Origin of the sequence: Nocardioides sp. SYSU D00065 (assembly GCF_017916425.1) — a bacterium.
In the GTDB taxonomy this organism is placed as follows: Bacteria; Actinomycetota; Actinomycetes; order Propionibacteriales; family Nocardioidaceae; genus Nocardioides.
In genome coordinates, this window is sequence record NZ_JAFMSX010000001.1 from 679,346 (window position 1) to 701,852 (window position 22,507).

14 protein-coding genes and 2 tRNA genes are annotated in these 22,507 nt (G+C 72.8%); 8 read left to right on the plus strand and 8 right to left on the minus strand.

Features of this window, described 5'->3' with window-relative positions; genetic code table 11:
• Positions 1-12: 12 nt before the first annotated feature.
• On the minus strand, positions 13-4,275 hold the full coding sequence (locus J3P41_RS03355) for a metallophosphoesterase (RefSeq protein ID WP_210648812.1): 4,263 nt from the start codon (positions 4,273-4,275) through the stop codon (positions 13-15).
• Between the two features lie 124 nt (positions 4,276-4,399).
• On the opposite strand from J3P41_RS03355, the gene J3P41_RS03360 reads away from it, so the two are divergent.
• Together J3P41_RS03360 and J3P41_RS03365 are read left to right on the plus strand one after the other, a co-directional pair.
• On the plus strand, positions 4,400-5,815 hold the full coding sequence (locus J3P41_RS03360) for an aminopeptidase P family protein (protein WP_307861804.1): 1,416 nt from the start codon (positions 4,400-4,402) through the stop codon (positions 5,813-5,815).
• Positions 5,794-7,014: a methyltransferase domain-containing protein gene (locus J3P41_RS03365; protein WP_307861805.1), complete on the plus strand. Its 1,221-nt coding sequence runs from the start codon at positions 5,794-5,796 to the stop codon at positions 7,012-7,014. Before J3P41_RS03360 ends, J3P41_RS03365 begins: the two co-directional genes overlap by 22 nt.
• Here J3P41_RS03365 and J3P41_RS03370 read toward each other — a convergent pair whose 3' ends face one another.
• Entirely contained in the window at positions 7,015-7,629 is a 615-nt protein-coding gene (locus J3P41_RS03370; RefSeq protein WP_210648813.1) for a hypothetical protein, read from the minus strand.
• A gap of 87 nt (positions 7,630-7,716) precedes the next feature.
• Here J3P41_RS03370 and J3P41_RS03375 point away from each other — a divergent pair, with 87 nt between their 5' ends.
• Positions 7,717-8,880, plus strand: a complete 1,164-nt coding sequence (locus J3P41_RS03375) for a PASTA domain-containing protein (RefSeq protein WP_210648814.1) — start codon at positions 7,717-7,719, stop codon at positions 8,878-8,880.
• Positions 8,881-8,901: 21 nt separating this feature from the next.
• Here J3P41_RS03375 and J3P41_RS03380 read toward each other — a convergent pair whose 3' ends face one another.
• Positions 8,902-9,693 (minus strand): SDR family oxidoreductase, encoded by a 792-nt coding sequence (locus J3P41_RS03380; protein ID WP_210648815.1) that lies wholly within the window; start codon positions 9,691-9,693, stop codon positions 8,902-8,904.
• Between the two features lie 288 nt (positions 9,694-9,981).
• Here J3P41_RS03380 and J3P41_RS03385 point away from each other — a divergent pair, with 288 nt between their 5' ends.
• Positions 9,982-11,376 (plus strand): dicarboxylate/amino acid:cation symporter, encoded by a 1,395-nt coding sequence (locus J3P41_RS03385; RefSeq protein WP_210648816.1) that lies wholly within the window; start codon positions 9,982-9,984, stop codon positions 11,374-11,376.
• A gap of 35 nt (positions 11,377-11,411) precedes the next feature.
• Here J3P41_RS03385 and J3P41_RS03390 read toward each other — a convergent pair whose 3' ends face one another.
• Positions 11,412-12,113: an alpha/beta fold hydrolase gene (locus tag J3P41_RS03390; protein WP_210648817.1), complete on the minus strand. Its 702-nt coding sequence runs from the start codon at positions 12,111-12,113 to the stop codon at positions 11,412-11,414.
• A 57-nt stretch (positions 12,114-12,170) separates the two neighbouring features.
• Between J3P41_RS03390 and J3P41_RS03395 the strand changes: the two genes are divergently transcribed.
• Positions 12,171-12,244 (plus strand) — tRNA-Arg (locus J3P41_RS03395).
• 106 nt (positions 12,245-12,350) lie between these two features.
• Positions 12,351-12,503 (plus strand): hypothetical protein, encoded by a 153-nt coding sequence (locus tag J3P41_RS03400; RefSeq protein WP_210648818.1) that lies wholly within the window; start codon positions 12,351-12,353, stop codon positions 12,501-12,503.
• A gap of 32 nt (positions 12,504-12,535) precedes the next feature.
• Here the strand turns inward: J3P41_RS03400 and J3P41_RS03405 are convergent, their stop codons facing one another.
• Positions 12,536-13,597, minus strand: a complete 1,062-nt coding sequence (locus tag J3P41_RS03405; protein ID WP_210648819.1) for an adenosine deaminase — start codon at positions 13,595-13,597, stop codon at positions 12,536-12,538.
• Between the two features lie 13 nt (positions 13,598-13,610).
• Positions 13,611-14,399: a thioredoxin domain-containing protein gene (locus J3P41_RS03410; protein WP_210648820.1), complete on the minus strand. Its 789-nt coding sequence runs from the start codon at positions 14,397-14,399 to the stop codon at positions 13,611-13,613.
• 106 nt (positions 14,400-14,505) lie between these two features.
• Here J3P41_RS03410 and orn point away from each other — a divergent pair, with 106 nt between their 5' ends.
• Both orn and J3P41_RS03420 read left to right on the plus strand, forming a co-directional pair.
• The gene (gene orn, locus J3P41_RS03415; RefSeq protein WP_210648821.1) at positions 14,506-15,162 is read left to right on the plus strand and encodes an oligoribonuclease; all 657 of its coding nucleotides are present in this window, start codon (positions 14,506-14,508) and stop codon (positions 15,160-15,162) included.
• 45 nt (positions 15,163-15,207) lie between these two features.
• Positions 15,208-15,283, plus strand: a tRNA-His gene (locus J3P41_RS03420).
• A gap of 57 nt (positions 15,284-15,340) precedes the next feature.
• Here J3P41_RS03420 and J3P41_RS03425 read toward each other — a convergent pair.
• Positions 15,341-16,042: a DUF4396 domain-containing protein gene (locus J3P41_RS03425; RefSeq protein ID WP_246861437.1), complete on the minus strand. Its 702-nt coding sequence runs from the start codon at positions 16,040-16,042 to the stop codon at positions 15,341-15,343.
• Between the two features lie 153 nt (positions 16,043-16,195).
• Positions 16,196-22,366, minus strand: coding sequence for a DUF5979 domain-containing protein (locus J3P41_RS03430; protein ID WP_210648822.1), 6,171 nt, complete (start codon positions 22,364-22,366; stop codon positions 16,196-16,198).
• Positions 22,367-22,507 lie beyond the last annotated feature (141 nt).

Genomic DNA, 22,507 nt, shown 5'->3' on the forward strand with positions numbered 1-22,507 from the left:
TAGGGCGGTGACTCAGACGCCGCGCACGGCGCGCGTGGGGGCACTGGTCCGAGTGGTCGTGGCGTAGCCGGTCCGGTGCCCGGTCACCCGGACGGTGATCCGGGCCCCGCGGAGAGCCGGACGCACGGCGAGGCGCTTGCCGGTCCCGACCCGCTCGCCGTCGGCCAGCCACACGATCCGGTGCCGCGTCCCGGCGGTCCACTCCCCCGTCCGGGCCCGGAGGACCTGCCCGACGACCGCCCGCCCGAGGATCCGCGGCCGGTCGGCCTCCAGCCGTCCCCGGCGGACGTCTCGGTCGTCGGTGACGGAGGCGGTCGACGCCGTGAGCCCCGCGGCGGTGCCCGTCACCGTCACGCTGATGCGCGCACCGCGGTGCCGCGCTCGCAGGTCGAGCGTCTGACCGGACTGTCCGGCGATGGGGGCACCGTCCGCGAACCAGGTGTACGCCAGCGCGGTGCCGGGTGCCCAGGTGCCGGGGTCGACCCGCAGCGTGCCGCCGACGCGGGCCCGACCCGACAGCGTCGGCGTGCCCGGCACGACGGCGCCCGGTGCCGGAGTGGTCGTCGTCGGCGTGGGCGGCGTCGGCGTGGCCGGCGTCGTCGGGTCGGCCGGGGGGTCGGTGGGCTCGGCGCCGGGGTCTCCGGCGGCGGTGAAGCCGTGCACCGTCGAGTGGTCGACCGCGCCGTAGGGGTCCGCGGTGCGGACGTACCAGCCGTGCCGGCCCGGCTCGACGTCCCAGGTCGCCTCCAGCGTCGTGCCGCTCGCCACGTCGGCGAAGGACTCGATGGTCTCGGTGGTGAGGATGTCGACGCTGAGCTCGTCGGTGGCGAGCGTCTTGACCCGCGGCTGCAGGCCCGAGGCGGCGTAGGGGATCTCGAACTCCTGGTGGACCTGCTCCAGCGACGGGTCGTCGGAGTCGAAGTCGTCCAGGGAGGGCGAGTAGGTGCGGACGACGATCCGCCCCCCCACGTTGTCGAAGTGCAGCAGGCGCAGGTAGCCCAGGCCCCCTTCGGGCAGGCCCTGGTAGTCGAACAGCATGGAGTAGACCGTGCGGTCCGCGACGCCGTCGCCGTCGTCGTCCATCTCGTCGAGGCGGGTGTAGGCGTCGTGGTAGTGCCCGGACCCGACGGCGATGACGTTGGGGTTGGGCCGCACGACCTCGTCCATGATCCGCTGCGGGATCGGACCCAGCCCGCCGGTGGTGAGCATGAACTCGTGCAGGTTGAGGATGACCTTGCGCTCCGGGTGCTCGCGGATCACGCGGTTCATCCAGGCGATCTGCGGGTCGCCGGCCCCCCAGCCCATCGAGACGACCATCAGGTCGATGCCGTCGGCGCTGATGAGGTCGAAGTGCCCGCGGTTGTCCTCGTGCGAGCCGCCGTACCAGGGGTTGGCGGCGTAGCGCTCCTCGCCGAACCACTCGCCGTAGGCGCCGTAGTCGTTGCGGTGGTGGCCCACGTCGTGGTTGCCCGCCAGCACGCCGTAGGGGATCCGCGCCTGATCGAGGTCGCGGTAGGCGGCGTCCGCGCGCTGCCACTGGGCCGGCTGGTCCCAGTCGTTGACGATGTCGCCGGTGTGCATCAGGTACTGCAGGTCGAGGTTGGACCGCTGCGCCACGAGGAAGTCGTGGATGGCTCGCTGGTGGCGGTAGAAGTCCGGGTTCTGGTTGTAGTACTGGGTGTCGGACTCCCACGCGACCGTGAAGTCGTACTGGCCGCGGGGCGTGGCGCCGCCCGAGTACGGCGGCACCTGGTCGCCGCGGGTGCTCTGGCCGGGAGTGGTGAAGCCCTCGGAGTGCTGCACCAGGACCGTGATCCGGCCGTCGCGGACGTGGTCGGCCGCCGGCACGAGGGCGTCGAGGTCGAACTCCGTGGGCGCCCCGCCGGTGGTGAGGTGCTCGTCGACCTGGTCCCACTTCCCCGCGGTCACGTCCAGGACGTGCAGGCCGACGCGCGCCTCGGCGTTCGCCGAGCCCGCCCAGTGCACCCGCGCGGTGAAGTCATCGCCGGCTCCCTCGGGCACCTCGACGGTGAACAGCTGGTAGGGGAAGAGGCTCTCCGAGCTGGTGGTGGCGGCGAGGCCGTCCTTGGTGGTGATCGCCTCGAGCTCCGCCTCGGTCAGCAGGACGGCGCCTTCGCGAGCGACGCGGCCGGCGTCGTACGTCGTGCCGGCGCTGGCGGTGACGGACTCGTCGTCGGCGTCGAAGTGGAAGCCGCGGCGCAGCTCGACGTCCAGCACGTCACCCTCGGGGTCGGTGGGCGTGGCTCGCAGCGTCACGGCGCCGGACGGCACCTCCGCCCCGTCCTGGGGAGCCTCCAGCGAGGCCGAGGGCTGCTCGTCGGGGGTGGTGAAGACGACGCGACGGGTCCGTGTGTTGCCGAGCTCGTCGACGGCGGTCAGCACGATCTCGTGCTCGCCCGCCTCGAGGTCCACCGACGACGTGCGGTGGGGCAGCAGGACGGGCTCGCCGTCCAGCGTCGCGGTCAGCGACGCCACGCCCGACCCGGCGTCGCTCGCCTGCGCGTCGATGTCGAACGATCCCCGCATCGCCTCGCCGTCCGGGACCGAGGACGTGATGGCGGGTGCGGTGTTGTCGACGACCAGCGTGCGGGTCGCGGCACGGCCGTCGGCACGCGCCGTGACGGCGTGCGGCCCGTCGGCGACCGCGGTGGTGTCCCACTGGTGCAACAAGGAGTCGAACGCGTCGTCGGGGATGTCGAAGGTGGCCAGGAAGTAGACCAGGGTCGCGTCGGCGAAGTTGATGCGGGCGTCCGGGGCCGGGCAGGGCCGGCTCGTGGGCTCCTGGCCCTCGGCGGCGCTGGCGCAGCCCACGGGCCGCAGCACCCGGCCGTCGGGCAGTGCGAGCCGCGGGTCGATGGCGGTGAAGTCGTCGTTGTTCTCGTTGGGGTCCGGCTGCGGCCAGGCCTTGGTGCCGGCGTAGATGCCCACGGTGACCTGCTGGCCCTTGACCACCTTCTCGAGCGGCACGTCGGCTGCCACGGTCTCGGTGCGAGCGTAGAACCCCTCGTCGAAGACCGTCAGCACCTCGTCGCCGATCTTCACGCCGTTGCGGAAGAACGCGTCGGTGTTCGTGGCCTCGAAGGCGAAGCGGGGTGCGGCCTCCAGCGACGCGACTGCGTCGCCCACCCGCTGGCCGTCGATGTCGAGGGCCAGGCCCGACGGGTCACCGTCGGTGGTGGCGGTGACCGGGACGTCGCCGGCGACGAAGTCGCCGTCGGCGTGGTTGAGCCGGACCGGCGGCCGGGGACCCTCGCTGAGGTCGACGCGCACCGGGCCGAGCGTGGTGGTGCGGGTGCCGTCGGACACCTCCAGGGTGTACTCGACCCACTGCTTGCCGTAGAGGTCCACCGACGGGATCGTGTAGACGAAGCGGCCGGGCGACTCGAAGCGCAGCGACTTGGTGACCGGGTCGCCGACGTCGGTGACGAGCCTCAGCTCGGCGGTGCGCACCTGCTGGTCGTCGCTCACGTCGAAGCCGAGGGTGAGGTCCTCGGTCTCCGGCAGCAGGGGGCCGCCGGTCAGGTCGTCGATGGTCGGCGCCGCGTTGTCGGCAGGCGTCGGGATCAGGCCGTCGGGCACCTGCCCGGGATCGGTGCGGCCCGGCGACGGCGGAGCGAGCCGCGTCATCGTCTGGACGGTGCCGTTCTTCGGCTGCGGCACCCAGAGGTGGTCGGGCGACTCCGGCGGGTTCCAGGCGTACTGGATCGCGGTGGTCGGCGTGGTCTGCGCGTCGGTGAAGTAGTACGTCGTGCTGACGTCCAGCCCGGTGTTCGTCATCACCTGGATCCCGCGCAGGCCGCCGTTGGCCATGCCGGCCGAGTGCACCTCCACCAGGTCCTGGCCCGCGCTCAGGTTGGTCCCGAAGGCGGCGTTGAAGTCGGCCGCGTCCAGCGAGGCGTTGGCCGCGTTCTTGATCCACAGCACGAGCGTCCGCCCCGGCTGGATCACCGGGTCGTGGGGCACTGCCGGCCACAAGGCCTGGTTGGTGGTGACGGCGTTCGCGTCGATGTAGAGGTAGTTGAGGGTGAAGTCGCCGAAGGACACCGGGGCGTCGGTGGCGTTGTAGACCTCGACGAACTCGTAGGCGTCGCCACCGCCGACGTTGGCCGTGTCCGGCGCGACCTCGGTCACCTGGAGGATCGGCGCCGTCGGCTGGGGGTCGGCGGCCTGTGCCGGAAGCGCGGTGGCGACCAGCGTCCCGCCCGTGAGGGCGACGGACACGACGAGGAGCAGGAACGATCTCGCAGACGGCATGGCCGCACCCCACAGGGACCCGGTGAACCGCGGCGGTACGTCCGGTGAACGAGGCGGCTCCCCCGGGCGACGGGTCGGCCTCGACACGTGTGAGGACCCCGGCCAGGCGTCGTACAGTGGCGGCGTGAGCGAGCCCACCGCCGAGACCCCCGCCGAGATTTCCGCCGAGACTCCCGTCGCGACGCCTGCCGAGGGCGGCGAGCTGAAGACCGAGTCCCACGACCCGGCCGTGCCCGCGGCCTACGCAGCCTTCATGCGCCAGGGCTGGGGCGAGCGGCCGCTCGACGTGCCGCGCCACCCCGTCGCCGACCTCGCCGCGACCCGACGCGCCAAGCTCGCCGAGGCCTTCCCCGGGGAGCGGCTCGTGCTGCCCGCCGGCACCTACAAGGTGCGCGCCAACGACACCGACTACCGCTTCCGGCCCGACACCGCCCACACGTACTTCTCGGGCAACCAGACCTCCGACGCCGTGCTGGTGATCGAGGACGGCGAGTCCGTGCTCTACGCCCGCCCCCGCTCTGAGCGCGACACCGACGAGTTCTTCCGCGACCGGCAGTACGGCGAGCTGTGGGCCGGGCGCCGTCCCTCGGCCCGCGAGATCTCCGAGTCCCTCGGGATCGAGGTGCGCCACGTCAAGGACCTGCCGTCCTTCGACGACGACCGCAAGACCCGCGACCTCACCACCGACGAGGACCTGGCCCGGGTCGCCGACGAGCTCCGCCTGGTCAAGGACGAGTGGGAGGTCGGCGAGCTCCAGCAGGCGTGCGACATCACCGCGCTCGGCTTCGAGGACTCGGTGCGCGAGTGGGACCAGGTGCTGGAGTTCGGCGAGCGCTGGATCGAGGGCACGTTCTTCCGCCGCGCGCGCGCCATGGGCAACGACATCGGCTACGACTCGATCTGCGCCGGCGGCTCGCACGCCACGACGCTGCACTGGATCGACAACACCGGATCGATCGAGCCGGGCACGCTGGCCCTGCTCGACATGGGCGTGGAGGGCCACAACCTCTACACCGCCGACGTGACCCGGACCCTGCCCGTCGACGGCACCTTCACCCCGCTGCAGCGAGAGCTGTACGACCTGGTGCACCAGGCGCAGCAGGCCGGCATCGACGCGGTCCGCCCCGGTGCGCCGTTCCTCGCCGCGCACAACGCGGCGATGCACGTCCTCGCCCACGGGCTCGAGGGCATGGGGCTGCTGCCGGTGTCCGCGCAAGAGGCGCTCGACCCGGAGTCGAAGGTCTACGCCCGCTGGACGCTGCACGGCACCTCCCACATGCTCGGCATGGACGTCCACGACTGCGGTCGCTCCTCGGCCGACATCTACCCCAAGGGCGACCTGGCCGAGGGGATGGTGCTCACCGTGGAGCCGGGCCTGTACTTCCAGGAGGACGACCTGCTCGTGCCCGAGGAGCTGCGCGGCATCGGCATCCGGATCGAGGACGACATCCTCGTCACCGCCGACGGCCACCGGAACCTCTCGGCCTCGCTCCCCCGCACCTCGGCCGACGTCGAGGAGTGGATGGGACGGCTGCGCTGACCTCGACGCCGCCGACCTCGACGCCGCTGAGCCCGTCCGGGTTGACCTCGTCCGGGCTGACCTCGTCCGGGCTGGACTGCCACCACTTCGACGCCTTCCGCTGCCGCTCGTGCACGCTGCTGGAGGTGCCCCGCGCCCGCCAGCTCTCGGACAAGGAGGCGCACGCGCGCTCGCTCGTCGACGCGCCCGTGTGGCTGCCGACCGTGGCCGGGGCCGGCGCGGGCTTCCGCAACAAGGCCAAGATGGCGGTCGGCGGCACGGTCGAGGCGCCGACCCTGGGCATCTTGGACCGCGACCTGGTCGGCGTCGACCTGCGTGACTGCGGCCTGCAGTCCCCCGGCCTCACCGAGGCGCTGGACCGCGTCGCCGGCTGGGTCTCCGGCGCCGGCCTGGTGCCCTACGACGTCGCGACCCGTCGCGGCGAGCTCAAGCACGTGCTGCTGACGGAGTCGCCCGACGGCGAGCTGATGCTGCGGCTGGTGATGCGCTCCACGGCGCTGGAGGCGCGGATCCGCTCGCGCCTGCCCGGGCTGCTGGCCTCGGTGCCACGACTGCGCGTGGTGACTCTCAACGTCCAGCCCGAGCACAAGGCGGTGCTGGAGGGCGATCGCGAGATCGTGCTCACCGACGAGGCGACGCTGCCCATGCGACTGGCGACCGGCGTGACGCTCCGGCTGGGCCCGAGGTCGTTCTTCCAGACCAACACCGTCGTCGCCGAGGCGCTCTACGACCAGGCGCGGTCGTGGCTCGACCGGCTGCCCGAGGTGCGCACCGTGTGGGACCTCTACTGCGGCGTCGGCGGCTTCGCCCTGCATCTCGCCGGTCCCGGTCGCGACGTCCTCGGCGTCGAGGTGTCGGCGGACGCGACGGCCGCCGCGACCAAGACGGCGACCGAGCTGGGAGCGCCCGCGCGGTTCGTCGCAGCGGACGCGACGGCGTACGCCCTGGCCTCGGTCGACGTGCCGGATCTCGTCGTGGTCAACCCGCCCCGTCGCGGCATCGGCGCCGAGCTCGCGGGCTGGCTGGAGACGTCCGGCGTGCCGCACGTCGTCTACTCGTCGTGCAACGCCGAGTCGCTCGCTCGCGATCTGGCGCTGATGCCGTCGCTGCGCCCGGTCGAGGCGCGGCTGCTCGACATGTTCCCGCACACCAGCCACTACGAGGTGCTCGTGCTGCTCGCCCGCGGGGACCGGCCCTAGTCAGCCGCGGCGGACCTTCGGACCCTTGCCGATGCTGTTCACGCGGATCGCGCCGCGGTGCCCGTCGTCGGCGAAGGAGGAGATGACGGTGCCGGTCCCGTCTTCGGTTGGCGAGACGTCGACGCGGGTGGCCCCGACGCCGATGCGCACCCAGGTCGGCGTGCCGATGCAGGCGGTCGGCACCGACACCGCGACCGTGTCCTGGCCGCCGTCGACCCGCGCACGCAGGCCCCGGCACTCGGCCGGCTCCACGCGTCCGGCCTCGAGGCTGACGCGGGCTCGGCGGCCGGGCGACTTCTCGACGGTGACGCCGTAGCGGTCCGCGGGGGTGGTCACGCGGACGTAGGTCGTGGCCTCACCGGTGAGCACCAGGTCGCGGAAGTGGACGGTCACGTCGAGACGCCGCCCGCCGTGCGAGACGACCGTGCGCGTGATGTCGGTGGAGGTCTCGGCGGGAGCCGGGACGAAGTCCACCGACTCCGCGTGAACCGCGATGGCTTCGGCGTCGCCCTCCCGGTCCTCGGTCACCACCGTCTCCGCGTGGGCCGCGACGGGCGACAGGAGCATCAGGGGGACAAGGACGGCGGACAGCCGGGCACCGGCGCGAGAGGTCATGGCCGAAGACTAGGCACCCGGCTCCCCCGTGTGCCCGTTCGGCGCAAAACGCCCTCGCACGGCACCGAGGCGTGGCAGGGTCCGGTCGTGCGCACCTCACTTCGCCGCGGCGTCGCCGCGATCGCCCTGTCTGTCGCGTCCGCCGGTTTGGTCGCAGTCTCGACCCCCGCAGCTCACGCCCAGGCGAGCCGCACCTGGGTCTCCGGCGTCGGTGACGACGCCAACCCGTGCTCACGCACGGCCCCGTGCAAGACGTGGGCCGGCGCCCTCAGCAAGACGGTCGACGGGGGCACCATCAACGCCATGGACTCGGGCGGCTTCGGCGGCGTGACGATCCACAAGTCGATCACCCTCGACGGAACCGGTGCGACCGCGTCGAGCCTGGTGAGCGGCACCGACGGCATCCGGATCACCAACCCGGAGGCCGACGTCGTGCTGCGCGACATCGACGTCACGGGAGTCGACTCGGTGCCAGGATGCACCTCGGGCGACGGCATCGATGTCGAAGCGGCGGCGTCGCTGCGCCTCGACCACGTGCGGATCTCCGGGTTCGCCAACGCCGTCAGGCTCGACGTCGGCTCGGCCAACCCCGACGTGTTCGTGGACGTCACGGTCAACGACCTCGACGCCATGGGCAACTGCAACGCCGGGATCCTGGCCACCCCCTCGGCTGGTCAGAAGACCCGCGTGGTGGTGAGGGGCTCGAGCATCAGCACGTCGCACCAGGCGCTGGTGGTCGGCGCCGGCGCCGAGGCATGGGTGGCGAGCTCCTCGCTGAGCCTCAACGACGTCGCGCTGGTCAGCAAGGACGGGGCGCGCATCACCGACATGTGCGGCAACACGGTCGTGGGCAACGCCACTGAATCGTCGTTCACCCACACCGCCCCCGCGTGCTCTCCGGTCCCGAACCCGAGTCCCGTGCCGAACCCGGCCCCGACCCCGACCCCGACTCCGAGCCCGGCTCCCACACCCCCTCCGGTCCCTGCCCCGGTCCCCGCTCCGGTCCCCGCCGCCCCGCCGACCGCGACGCCACCCGCGCCGACTCCCACGGCGTACTGCGTCGTCCCGCAACTGAAGGGCCTCACGCTCGCCAGGGCGCGAACGGCTCTCGCCAGAGCCGGGTGCGCGCTCGGCAAGGTCTCGAAGGCCCGTGCCGCCGCGCGCAAGCGGGGGAAGGTGCTCAGCCAGACCGTCCCGGCGCGCCTCGAGGTGCGCACCGGGACGAAGGTCGCGGTCCGGCTGGGCAGGTAGCGGCCAGGAGCCGCGCCGGACTCAGATCTCGCGCCAGCCCGTGGCCGTGTCGTGCCCGTGCGCGGCCATCAGGCTCAGCCCGCCGTCGACGGTGTAGGAGGAGCCGGTGACGTACGCCGAGCGCGGCGAGGCGAGGAACGCGATTACCGAGGCGACCTCGTTGACGTGGCCCGGCCGCCCGAGCGGGTTGCCCGGCCGCTCCAGGTGGTATGCCTCGGACTCGTCCTGTCCGGTCATCGGCGTCGAGATCTCGCCGGGAGCGACCGAGTTGACGGTGATGCCGTGCTCGGCGAGCTCGAGGGCCATCACCTTGGTGAGCATCCCGAGGCCCGCCTTGGCAGCGCAGTAGGCGGCGGCGCCCAGGCGCGGCAGGTGCTCGTGCACGCTGGTGACGTTGACGATGCGCCCGCCGCGGTCCTGCTCGATCATCCGTCGGGCGGCGCGCTGGGCGCAGAGGAAGGGGCCGTCGAGGTCCGTCGCCAGGACGTGCCTCCAGGTGTCGGGGTCCAGGTCGATCGCGCGGTCGGAGTGGCCCGTCCCGGCGACGTTGACCAGGACGCTCAGGCCACCCAGCTGGTCGGCGAGCCGGTCGACGACCGACCCCGCGTCCGGGGAAGAGGCGTCGAACGGCTCGACGAAGCTGCGCTGGCCGCGGCTCGCGACCTCCTCCGCCGTGTGTCGGATGCCCTCCTCGTCGCGGTGGAAGGTCAGGCCGACGTCGAAGCCCTCGCTCGCCAGCAGGGTGGCCGTCGCCCGGCCGATGCCGGAGTCGCTGCCCGTCACGATCGCCAATCGGGGATAGTTGTTCGCCATGTCGCCGCCGTACCCGTCCTCGGGCCGGGGATGTGCCCACTGTGACCCGAACCACGGAATCCCCGCCCGCAGGGCTCGGTTGCACCGGGTGTGCGAGCCAATCTGTCGATCGGAGACCTGCTGACGCAGCGTCGTGCCGTCGACCTCGCTCGCACCGAGAGCGCGCTGTGTCGCCTCCGACGCGCCTTCGCCTGACCTCTCTGCGTCGTCCTCCGCGTCCCCCTCCGCGTCCCGCGTCCTCCGCATCGGCTCGACCCCGGTGCGGCTTCGAAAGGTTCCCCTCCAGCAATGACTACTTCAGTGTCGGAGCAGCCCAAGCGCTCCCGATTCACGCTTCCCTCGTTCGGCGTGCAGGTCCTCATCGGCCTGGTCCTCGGCGTCGTTCTCGGCCTGGTCGCCCGCAGCATGGGCGCCGACGGCGTCGACGCCGCCACCGGCGAGGTCGACCCCAACTGGCTCACCGAGACGCTCAGCACCGTCGGCGGCACGTTCGTGACGCTGCTGCGCACCGTCGTCCCGCCCCTGGTGTTCCTGGCGATCGTCGCCTCGATCGCCAACCTGCGCGACGTCACCGGCGCGGCGCGGCTGGCGTGGAAGACCCTCGCCTGGTTCGCCATCACCGCGCTCGTGGCCGTCATCATCGGCATCGTCCTCGGGCTGGTGCTGCAGCCGGGCGACCACACCAGCGTGAGCTCCGACGCGGCCGCGACGCCCGGGACGACCGGCTCGTGGCTCGACTTCCTCACCGGCCTGGTCCCCGCCAACGTGCTCGGCCTCGAGGCCTCCGCCTCCGGCGACGGCTCGGTCGGCCTGTCGTTCAACGTGCTGCAGATCCTGGTGGTCTCCATCGCCGTCGGCATCGCGACCCTCAAGGTCGGCGAGGCGGCCGACCCGTTCCTCGGCTTCGTCCGATCCGCGCTCGCGGTCGTGCAGAAGGTCCTGTGGTGGATCATCCTGCTGGCCCCGATCGCCACGGTCGGCCTGCTCGGCAACGCTGTGGCCAGCTACGGCTGGGACGCCCTCGGCTCGCTCGGCATGTTCACCGTCGCCATCTACGCCGGCCTCGCGCTCGTCGTGCTCGGCGTCTACCCGGCGCTGCTCCGCCTCAACGGCCTGTCCGTGAAGCAGTTCTTCTCCGGCGCCTGGCCGGCGATCTCGCTGGCCTTCGTGTCCCGCTCGTCGGTGGGCACCATGCCGCTGACCGAGTCCGTGACCGAGCGCAACCTCGGCGTCCCGCGGGCCTACGCGTCCTTCGCCGTCCCGCTGGGCGCGACGACCAAGATGGACGGCTGCGCCTCCATCTACCCGGCGATCTCGGCCATCTTCGTCGCCCAGTTCTTCGGTCTCGACCTCTCCGTCACCGACTACCTGCTGATCGCGTTCGTCTCGGTGATCGGCTCGGCGGCGACCGCCGGGGTCACCGGCGCGACGGTGATGCTGACGCTGACGCTCTCCACGCTCGGGCTGCCGCTCGAGGGCGTGGGCCTGCTGCTCGCGATCGACCCGATCCTCGACATGGGCCGCACCGCGGTCAACGTCACCGGCCAGGCGCTCGTCCCCACCCTGGTCGCCAAGCGCGAGGGCATCCTCGACCAGGCGGCGTACGACGCCCCGCGCGGGCGCAACGCCTGGCGCGAGGACGTCGACGCGGACGCGCCGCTGCAGCCGGCCACCGCGGCCTGACCGCACCTGCTGGCCGACCCGGCCCGGGGCCTCGCTCAGGACAGGCTCGTGGCGAACGCCACGACCTCCTCGGCGAAGGCCTCGGGCCGGTCCAGGTTCGACAGGTGGGACGCCCCTGCGATCGTCCGCACCCGTGCGTGCGGCAGCACCCGCAGCACGCTGCGGACGCCCAGCCGGAACTGGTCCCACTGGCCGTTGAGCACCAGGACCGGGCACTGCAGGCCCTGCAGCATGGCGGGCCGGCAGTGCGTCATGACGGCGCGCCACGCGTCGGGCGTCGGCGTGAAGTAGTAGCCGTCGGCGATCACCGGCTCGATGAGCTCGGCCGGATAGAGGCGGCGCAGCACGCGGTTGTTGAACCGCGTCATCCGGTCCGGCCCGATCCGCTCGGTGACGGCAGCCACGACCCGGTACGCGGCCGCGCCGGGACCGGTCGGCGTCGCGCTGCACCCGGCCAGGACCAGGCCGTCGAGACGCGCCCCGCGCTCGGCGGCGTACGCCATGGCGACGTAGCCGCCCAGCGAGTGCCCGACCAGGACGACGGGCGCGCCGGCCGGCGCCGCGTCGAAGGCCTCGTCGATCACCTCGACGCACCGGGCGAGGGTGAACCGCTCGCCGTCCCGGCTGCCGTGGCCGGGCAGGTCGACGAGACCCACGCTGACCGCACCCTCCAGCAGCGGCAGCCACTGCGAGCTGGCGAGGCGGGAGCCGTGCACGAGGACGAGGTGCGGACGCACGGGTCGAGGATGCCACCTCGCGAGGGCGCCGCAGCGGCTGGGATACTGCTGCCGCCAGCCCCCGTAGCTCAGCTGGATAGAGCGGCGGCCTTCTAATCCGCGGGTCACAGGTTCGAATCCTGTCGGGGGCGCCGATGCACGACGGCCCCTTCCCTCCTAGGGGTGGAGGCCCGGTCATACGGCCCTCGGCCGCGGGTACGGGTGCGAGTCCTGGCACCCACCGAAGGCAAGGCCCCCATGACCAACGACTTGGACACAGGTCTCCTCACCGTGCTCGGCGTGCTCGCCGGGATCGCTGCCCTGCTGTTCCTCCTCGCGGCGATGGACCCGACGAACCTGCGCCGCCCCAAGCCGGCGCACCGCGCAGCGCGCACCCGCGTCGACTCCTGACCGGCGCCCTCCCGGCTGATCGACGCGAGCGGCTAGGGCTGCTGGTCGGGCGTCGGGGGGCGAGCGCCTGACGCGCTGCCGCTCGTCGCGACGTACGCGTCGATCTCGGCGCCGACTCGCGCCTTCACCTCCGCCGGTGCGAACGACGCCTCGACCGCCGCCCGGGCCAGGTTTGCGACGCCGCTCTCGTCCAGCCCGAGCAGGCCCGCGGCGACCTCGTAGTCGTGGTTCAGCGTGGTCGCGAACATCGGCGGGTCGTCGGAGTTGATGGTCACCGTCACGCCCGCCTCGACGAACGCGCGGACGGGATGGTCCTCGATCCGGGCGACGGCCCGGGTCGCGACGTTGGAGGTCGGGCACACCTCCAGCACGACGCCGGACTCGGCGAGGTGGGCGAGCAGCGCCGGGTCCTGCGCGGCCGAGGTCCCGTGGCCGATGCGCTCGGCGCCCAGCAGCCGCACCGCGTCCCAGACGGTGTCGGGCCCAGTGGTCTCGCCGGCGTGCGGCACCGAGTGGAGCCCCGCGGCACGGGCGGTGTCGAAGTGGTGCTGGAACTGCGCACGGGGCACGCCGATCTCCGGCCCGCCGAGCCCGAAGCCCACCAGGGCGTCGGTGCGGTGCTCGAGCGCGTACGTCAGCGTGGCGTCGGCCGCCGGGACCCCCAGCTCGCCGGGGATGTCGTAGATCCAGCGCAGGACCAGGCCGAAGTCCCGCTCCGCGGCGACCCGCGCGTCCTCGATGGCCTCGGTGTAGTCCTCGATCGCGATGCCGCGCAGCACCGAGGTGTACGGCGTGCAGGTCAGCTCGGCGTACCGGAGGTGCTGGCCCTCGGCCATCTCCCGCGCCACCTCGTAGGTCAGCAGCCGCACGTCCTCCGGCTTCCGGACGAGGTCGACGACCGCGAGGTAGACCTCCACGAAGTGGGCGAAGTCGCGGAACGTGAAGAACCGCCGAAGCTCGTCGAGGTCGTGGGGTACGCCCGCGCCGGGATGGCGCGCCGCGAGCTCGGAGACGATCCGCGGCGACGCCGACCCGACGTGGTGCACGTGCAGCTCGGCCTTGGGCAGGCCGGCGATGAAGTCCTGGAGGCTCACGCCCCGCAGTGTGTCAGTTGGCCGCGCTCGTGCCGGCCAGCATCTGGGTCGCGATCTGGTTGGGATCACCCGTCACCTGCTCGCCGTCGATCAGCACCGTCGGCGTGCTGTCGATGCCGGCGTCGCCGGCAGCGTCCCCCGCGGCGTCGACCCACCCCTCGAAGGCCATGTCCTCGATCCCGGCACGCACGTCGTCCTCGCTCGCACCCGCCTCGACGGCCCACTCGACCAGCTGGTCGGAGTCGGGGAAGGGCCCGCTCTCCGGGGGCTGGTTGGCGAAGAGGAGGTCGTGGTACTCCTTGGCGACCTCCGGCCCGGCCGCGTCGAGCACCACCGCGAAGGCGTTGGCGGCCTCGGGCGAGTAGTCGCTGAGCCGCGAGAGGAACGGCAGCGGGCGGTACTCGACCTTCACCTCGCCGGCCTCGATCGGGGCGTCGAGCTGGTCGCCGACGGTCTGCTCGAGCTGCCCGCAGAAGGGGCAGAGGAAGTCCTCGTAGACCACGATCGACTTCGGCGCATCGGCCTCACCGAGGACGAGGCCGTAGTTGTTGCTCGCGCCCTCCGGGGGCGTGTCGGGCTTGTCCGAGCCGAGCTGGGTGAAGAGGAACCAGCCGCCGACGAGCACCACCACGACGCCGGCGATGAGCCCGAATCGGGTCAGCTGCTCCTTGCGCTTGGCCGCCCTGCGGCGCTCCTCCGCCTGCGCCTTGGCGCGCTCGGCGCGGGCCTGTCGCTGCTCGCGCCTGGCCTGGGCCGCGGCCTTGTCCTGCGCCGTCTTGTGCGAGCTCTTCTTCTGCGCCATCGAGGCTTCCTCCGGGATCAGTGGTCGTACGCCCGCACAGAGTAGGAGGTCAGCCTGAGCCGAGTCTGAGAGGTCCGCCGCTGCGGACCCCGTAGGGTTGCCCGTCGTGAGCGACAGACTGGTGTGGATCGACTGCGAGATGACCGGCCTCGACCTGGGCGCCGACGCGCTGATCGAGGTCGCCGCGCTCGTCACGGACTTCGAGCTGAACGTGCTCGGCGAGGGCGTCGACGTCATCATCAAGCCGTCGCAGGAGGCGCTGGACCAGATGGTCGAGTTCGTGCGCTCCATGCACGAGAAGTCCGGCCTGCTCGACGAGCTCGCCACCGGCACGACGCTCGCCGACGCGCAGGAGCAGGTGCTGACCCACATCCGAGAGCACTGCCCCGACGGGAGCCGGCCGCCGCTGGCCGGCAACACCGTCGCCACCGACCGCTCCTTCCTGGCCCGGGACATGCCGGAGCTGGAGTCGTTCCTGCACTACCGGATCGTCGACGTCTCCTCGATCAAGGAGCTCTCGCGCCGCTGGTACCCGCGCGCCTACTTCGCCGCCCCGACCAAGCGTGGCAACCACCGGGCCCTGGCCGACATCCAGGAGAGCATCGAGGAGCTGCGCTACTACCGGGAGGCGGTCTTCGTGCCGCAACCGGGCCCCGACAGCGCTCGGGCGCGCGAGATCGCGGCCCGACACGGGGGCCAGCTGACCGGCCTCGGCCAGGCGTCTGGCGCGGATGCCGACCTCGATTCCAACCCTCCGGCCTGATTGCCCTACACTTTCCGACGTCTTCGCGCTCGCGCGGAGGACATGGTGGGTATAGCTCAGCTGGTAGAGCGCCGCCTTGTGGTGGCGGATGTCGCGGGTTCAAGTCCCGTTACTCACCCCAACGGAAGGCCCCTGACCTGCGGAGACGCCGGTCGGGGGCCTTTCTCGTCCGTCGGCCTCAACGGACACGGGCGGGGATGAACTCCTGACCTGCCTCCGCGACCCGGACGTGCCCGACGTCGCCCTCCCCGCCCTCGCCGAGGCCAGCGGCGATGGACACCACCAGCCCACCGAGCATGAACGCGACGACGACACCGACGAGGGTGGGGGTCGACAGCGAGGGGATGAGACGGCGCGCGCCGGTCGCGTGCGCGGCGCCGTGGTACTCGTGCGTGAGCGCGTGGCCCTTGCCGCGAGCCAGCAGGTAGCGGTTGACGGGGTAGGCGGCCAGGAACGCGGCCGTGAGGGCGATCATCATGCTGACCCAGAACACCCAGTTGACGAGCCCCGCCTCCATGGCGCCGGGAACGAGAGCCATGACGGCGTTGTCGACGACCTCCATGGTCGCGATGGACAGCGTGTCGGCGGCGAAGACGACCGCCAGTGCGGTCCCGACCCCGAGGCCGGCCTTGACCAGCGGCAGGGCGGAGAGCGTGTAGCCGAACAGGAACGCCAACGACACCGCCAGCACGATGGTCCAGCCGGCGCTCAGCCCGATGGCGGTCCCGATCATGAGTCCGGCGATCTCGCCCACCGCGCAGCCGGTGAGGCAGTGCAGGGTGGCGCTGAGCGCCATCGCGTTGGTGCCGCTCGGGCCGTGGTGAGCGTGGTCGTGGTGAGCGTGGTCGTGCATCTCGGGGCGCTGCGGTGTGCCGGTCATCGGCCTACCTCCGTCGTCGGTGGGAGCAGTGCGGATGACAACGGAACAGATACCCCCGGGGGGTATATTCCCGTTGCTTGCCTCGGGACGTGACGAGCCCCCGGCCGTTCGGCCGGGGGCTCGCTGCTCGCTGCGGCGTCCGCAGCCCGTACGTCAGGCCTCCGTACGTCCCGCAGTCCGACCGCGGCGGAGCAGCACGGCTCCTCCCGCCAGGAGCAGCCCGGCGAGCAGGGCGAGCCACAGCGACGGGCCGCCCAGGTTCGGGATCACCCCGTTGCCGTCCGGTTCGGTCCCGGCGTTCTCGCCGGCCACGTCGTCCCCGGCGGGGTCGTCCCCGGCCTCGGCGGTGTCGAAGGTGTTGACGACGGTGACGGTCGCCTGCGTGTCGACGACGACGGTGCCGTCGTGCTTCCCGCTCCCCGACGCGTCCTCCTCGAACGAGACGTCCGCGGCCTTCGGAGCGTCGACCTCGGTGACCGTGCACTCGGCGCCCTTCGGCACGGCGATCTCGCGCCGCTGCCCGTCCTTGAGCGTGAAGGACGCGTCGCCCTTCCCCAGCTCGACCGGGCCTCGCGCGGTCGTGCAGGTCACCTCGAACGAGTAGGGGCCGGCGGGGCCGTCCACCACGCGCTTGGCGACGGTCAGCTGCGCCGCGTCGAAGGTGTTGACGACCTCGATCTTGGCACCCTGCTGGGCGAGGAGCGCCGGGGCCGCCTGTCCGGGATGGCTCACGACCGAGGCGGTCGCACCCCCGGCGTCCGTCTCCTCCGCCCAGCACTCGGCCCCCACCGGGAGGTCGGGCACCCGCACCGGCTGGCCCGGCGTGACGGTGAACGGCTGGGCGGTCAGGATCGGCGTCCGGGCGCCGCCCTGCGGCAGGACGCAGCTCACGGCGACCTGGTAGGCGCGACCGGCGGCGTAGGCGGCCGCGTCGCCCGTGACGACCTTGGTGAGGTCGAGCGCCGCGAGGTCGAAGGTGTTGGTGACCTCCAGGCCGAGGGCTTGGAGCTGGTCGGGCGCTCCGCCGGCGACGACGACCGCGTCGTTCCACGACGAGGCGTTGCTCGCGTGGGAGCTGGCACCGCCGGTGTCGGACTCGTCGGTCCAGCACCGGGCTCCCAGCGGCAGGAGCAGCGGGTCACCGTCGGCGTCGGCGATCTCCACCTTCTCGCCACCCCGGATCCGCACGGCCGCGGAGTGCAGCACGTTCGCCGGGTCGTCGACGGCACACGTGACGTCGATGGTGAAGGTCGCTGCGGTGGCGTACGGCTTCGTCGCCCCCTCCCCCGCCAGCGTCTTGGCCAGGCTCAGCGTCGCCGCCGAGAACTCGTTGGTGAAGGTCGCGCGCACGGTGTTGTCGTCGGCGTTCTCCACCAGGGTGACCGTGACCGGTGCCGGCGTGGCGTCGGCTCCGCCGTCGTCGGTCTCGCTCACCGTGCACACCGCTCCGACGGGAAGCACCGCGGGCACGTCGGCGACCAGCTCGGTGTCAGCGCCGGACCGCGGGATCTCGACGGCGACGGGCGCGATGGCGGTCCCCTCGAACGTGCAGGCCACCTCGTAGCGGAAGGGGCCGGCCGGCAGCGACGCGCCGGCTCCCGTGATCCGCTTCAGGATCTGCAGGTGCGCCTGCTCGAAGGTGTTGACGACCTCGAGCGTGAGCGGTGCGGTGGCGCCCGGGACGACGAGGACACCGGCCGCGGGCGACACCGCGGTCGCAGTGGCGCCCCCGTTGTCGCGCTCGCTCGCGGTGCACGTCGCCCCGACGGGTGCGCGCAGGGTCTCGAGGTCGTTGCCGACGAGCTCCACCGTCGTGGGGAAGCCGGCGGCTGTGACGCCGTCCATGGCGCACGTGACCTCGACGGGGTACGTCGTCGCGGCACCGAACCTGGCTGCTGCCCCGTCGACGGTCTTGCGGACCCGGACCTCGGCCAAGGGATAGCTGTTGGTGACGGTGACCCTCGCAGCCGGCGCCGGGTCGGGGCCGAGCTGCGGCCGGATCGTCACGACCGCCGGGTCGTCGAGGGGGTGGTTGGTGACCCCGCCGTGGGCGTCGGCCTCCCACACCCGGCACTCGGCACCACCGGGGATGCCCGTCACGTCGGCACTCTCCCCGGGACGCAGGGACAGGGTGCCCTCGGCCACGGTCTGCGTCGGGTTGCCGACCGGGTCGATCGTGCACGAGTAGTCGATGTCGAACGCACGGGTCGCGACCGGCAGGTCGCCGGGGTTCTCGAGCAGCTGCTTCTCCACGCGCAGGGTGCCGTACGCCATGGCGACGCCGACCTGGATGGGCTCGGTCGGCGGCAGCACGCGGCTCGAGCCGTTGGCTCGGCGGGTGGTCTCGGCGTGGCCGAAGGAGTTCCAGGCGATCGTCGGGTCGGTGACCCGCGGGACCTCCAGCGGCGCGTCCATCGAGAACACGATGCTGACGCCCTCCCCGGGCGCCAGCGGGGTGTCCCAGTCCACCCGCATCTGGGCGGCGACGGCGTCCTGGCTGTACGGGGCGGACCACGTGCCGGGGCCACAACCGTTGCCCATGCCGAGGTCCGCGGTGCACACACCGGCCTCGCTGTCGGCGTAGGTCGTGCTGAGGGTGCCGGCACCGCGCAGGGACGGGGCGCTGGCCAGCGTCGGGCGCTCGGCCCACTGCGTGCCACGCTCGGCGCCGCTGAGGACGACGCCGTTGTCGCCCTCGACCGGGAACCGGTCGATGGCCCGCATCGCCGTCGCCGGCTCGGTGCCGGCGTTGACCATGCGCAGCAGGTAGTCGAAGCGGTCTCCGGGATTGACGAGCGCGACGCAGGGGTAGGCGGTGTAGGTGCGCCCCGCCTCGGTGCGCGAGGGGCAGCCGGGGTCACCGACCGCGACGGGCTCGAGCGTGCGGTTGTTCCACCAGCCGAGGGCGTCGTTGCCGGCCACCCACTTGCGTGCCTCGAAGGCGGCGCCGGCCTTGGTGGTCACGGCCGCGCTGTCGGTGCACCAGGTGCCGGTGCCGAAGGCCCCGTCGACCGACGTGCCCGTCCCGCTGGCGCAGGCCAGCTCGTCGACCGGGGAGCTGACGCCCACCACGTTGCTGCTGACCTGGCCCTCGGTGACGCCCGGCGCCAGGCGGACCTGGATCTCGATGGCGAAGGTGGTCCCGGGCCGCATGACCCAGTCCCCGAAGGACCATCGCAGCTCGGCGATGCGACCGTCCTCGGCCGCGGTCGTGAACGTCGCCGTGGGGATCGGCTCGGTGCCGGCAGGCACCTGCACGTCGACGATCCGGAACCCGGTCCCGCCCTGGAACGACTCGTCGAACGTCAGACCGGCCGGGAGCAGGTCGCGCACGACGACGCCCGGGAGGTCAGCGGTCCCGGAGTTCGTGACCTCAAGCCGGAAGGGCGCGACCTCCCCGGGGGCGATGGCGCTGTTCGGCGTCTTCTCGACGTCGAGCTGGGCGTCGCCCTCGACGAGGTCGAGCGACGCCTCGACCGGGTCCACCGGGGCCAGGGTCCCGGGCGCCTGCAGCCGGGTCTCGAAGCCCGCCGAGGCGGTGTTCTCGAGCTCCCGGGCGGGCTCGGCGCCCGCGTCCGACCGGCTCTCGCCGCGCGGGTGCACGTCGAAGACGACGGCGCCGGTGCAGCTGGCGGGCGTGGGAGTCCCCTCGCAGGGACGCAGCGAGTAGCCGCCGTCGCTGTTCGTGAACGTCGCCCGGACACCCACGACGTCCGCGGCCGCGACGCCTGCGGGTAGGGCGTACGACGCCGCGCTGGCGACCGGCGTGCCGGATACCCAGCCCGCGGCGGTCCGGGCGTCCACCTGGACGCGGTTGGCGCCGACGGGGAACGTGACCGAGGCGATCCGGCCGAAGTCGACGGCGTCGAAGAACGCCGCGTCGTCGTCGGTGACCTGGATCCGCTTGGCGCTGACGTTGCCGGTGTTGGCCACCGTCAGCCGCACCTGGGCGGTCTGCTGCGGCACGCCCGGGATCGGCGCGGGCAGCCGCCCGGGGGTGATCGACTTGTTCAGCACCGCGCCGCTGGAGGCCGGGGCGGTGGTGAGCTCGGCCGAGCAGGCGGGGTCCCCGTCGAAGCCCACGGCACCCACGGCGAAGCAGTTGCTCAGCTGGACGTCGTCGGCGACGCCGCTGCGGCGCTGGGTGACGAGGTCGAGGAAGACGCGCTTGGTGGGCGTCAGCTCGCCGTCGACGAGGGCACGCACACCGAGGGACCGGGCCAGCAGCGCCGCGTCGGACGCCGCGTACGGCACCCACGCGTCGGCCACCGGGTCGAAGACCTCCAGGTCGACGCTCGGCGTCCCGGAGTCCTTGCGGACGGTGGCCGAGACCAGCGACAGCACGGCGAACGGGTTGGCGTCGGCGCGCGGGCGGCCGTCCGCGTCGACGGGCGGGTCCGACAGCACCGGGTCCACCAGCGCGACGTTGCCGTTGTTGGTCATGGTCATCGTGAACGGGATGGGCTGGCCGGGCGGGACCTGACGCTGACCGACGGTCTTGACGCCCGACGCACCCGAGCGCCGCGACTCCACGCTCAGCACGGCGCACGCGTTGCCCGACGTCGTGCCGGTGCTGTCGGAGACGTCGGCCTGGGCGCGGTAGGCGGCACAGTTGCCCACCCCCGGCGAGGTTCCGCTGGCGAGGTCGGCGGCGGTGACGCCGTCGTTCAGGGTGCCGTGCAGGTCGAGGTAGGACGTCGCGCCGACGGCGATCGACGGTCCGTTCGCGTCCACGCCGGTGTACTGGACCTCGACGCTCGTGGGGCGGGTGCCGGGTCGGGCGACGTCGACGACCGCCGTCGCGGTGAGGTCGCGGACCAGGTCGGCGCTGCCGTCGGCGTACGTGACGACCAGGCGCGCGGAGGTCGCACCCGTCGGGAACCGCAGTCGCACCTTGGTGACGTCGAGCTTCTCGAACTCCGAGACCGGCGATCCGGCGTCCGGCTCGGTGATGCGGACCTGCCGCAGGGGGAAGGCGGAGTCGTTGCGCACGGCCACCGTCGCCGACACCGGCGAGCGCTGCCCGACGACGGCGTACTCCCCGTTGTCCCGGCCGAAGCTGCCGTCGGTGTCCGCGATGAAGGTCTTGCTCGCGTGGACCACCACCGTGTCGGGCAGCACGTCGAAGGTGTCGCACGCGGCCGTGCCGGCGGTGACGTCTCCGTTCTCCTCCACCGCTCCCGGGACCGCGCAGTTGTCGATCGTGAGCTTCGTCGTCGGGGCGAGGTCGTCGCCGGTCGAGCGGACCGTGTCGCGCAGGACCAGCCCGAGGCGGACCGACCCGCCGGTGGCGTCGTAGGGCAGGGCGTCGCCGGAGGCGGCCGTGAACACGACCCGGACGCCGGTGACGTCACCGGCGGCGATGCCGTCGGGCAGTGCCAGCGTCCCCGTCGCGGTGACGGTCGGCCCGGCGGTCCAGTCCGCGTCGTCGCCGCATGCGGACGCCGGCTCCCGGCACACCAGCAGCCGGGCACGGTCGGCGCCGGCGGGGAAGGCGACGAGCTCGGCGCCGGTCAGGTCGAAGTTCTCGAAGGTGCCGGGCGTGGCGTCCGTGATGCGCAGCTCGCGCACCGACGCGGAGCTCGAGGACGCGTTGCGCACACCGACGAGCACGACGGTGGCCTCGCGTCCGCCGGCGATCGCCGAGCCGTCGGTCCAGACCTTCGTGGACACCGGCCGCACCTCCCGCGGGACCGAGACGGGCAGGACGTTGTCCGCGGAGACCGACGGCGCGTTGTCGGCGACGGTGGTGGCGGTGTTGGTGATCTCGGCACCGTCGGCCATCGACGTGCTGGCGGGCAGTCGCATCCCGATCTCGAGCACGCGGGTGGCGCCGTCGTTGAGCCCCACCGAGCCGACCGGCTCCTGGAGCGGCTCCTCGAAGCGCACGGTGAGCGTGCGCGTCGCGGCGTCGTACTCCACGACGCGGGTGTCGGTGCTCGGGGGCAACGAGGTGACGTCGAGGCCGGCGGGCAGGACGTCGGTGACGGTCTGGTTGACACAGCCCGCCGTCAGACCGGAGCAGCGCGCGGTGAGGATGTAGGAGAACTGGGATCCCGGCGTCACCGCGGAGCCGTCCAGGCTGCTCTCCTTGGTGATCCCGACCTGGGACTGGGCCGGCGCGGCGGCCGCCTGGGTGCCGGCCGCGCGGCCGGCTCCCTCCGCCTCCTGCTCCGCGGGCGCCTCCACGAGGGCGCCGCTGGACACGGTCGGCGGGGCGGACGGCACGGAGCCCTGCGTCGCCGCTGCGGCAGCCGTCCCCGACGTCGCCACCGCGATCAGCGTCCCGGCAGCTGCGACGGCACGCCGCCATCGATCGATCATCATCCTCGGAGTCCCCATCATCCTGGTCTGCGTCCACGACGACCGCCGACGCGGTCGGTACGTTAGTGAGACACGTGGAGGCGCCGTGGGCTTACGCCGGATCGGGCGAGAAGTTGCCAGTGCGACACGTGACGTGCCTCA

Coding starts and splice junctions, on each gene's coding strand:
- J3P41_RS03380 (WP_210648815.1), bottom strand. CDS start 9,693: ATGGCGAACAACTATCCCCGATTGGCGATCGTGACGGGCAGCGACTCC.
- J3P41_RS03430 (WP_210648822.1), bottom strand. CDS start 22,366: ATGATCGATCGATGGCGGCGTGCCGTCGCAGCTGCCGGGACGCTGATC.
- J3P41_RS03385 (WP_210648816.1), top strand. CDS start 9,982: ATGACTACTTCAGTGTCGGAGCAGCCCAAGCGCTCCCGATTCACGCTT.
- J3P41_RS03425 (WP_246861437.1), bottom strand. CDS start 16,042: ATGACCGGCACACCGCAGCGCCCCGAGATGCACGACCACGCTCACCAC.
- J3P41_RS03370 (WP_210648813.1), bottom strand. CDS start 7,629: ATGACCTCTCGCGCCGGTGCCCGGCTGTCCGCCGTCCTTGTCCCCCTG.
- J3P41_RS03410 (WP_210648820.1), bottom strand. CDS start 14,399: ATGGCGCAGAAGAAGAGCTCGCACAAGACGGCGCAGGACAAGGCCGCG.
- J3P41_RS03400 (WP_210648818.1), top strand. CDS start 12,351: ATGACCAACGACTTGGACACAGGTCTCCTCACCGTGCTCGGCGTGCTC.
- J3P41_RS03355 (WP_210648812.1), bottom strand. CDS start 4,275: ATGCCGTCTGCGAGATCGTTCCTGCTCCTCGTCGTGTCCGTCGCCCTC.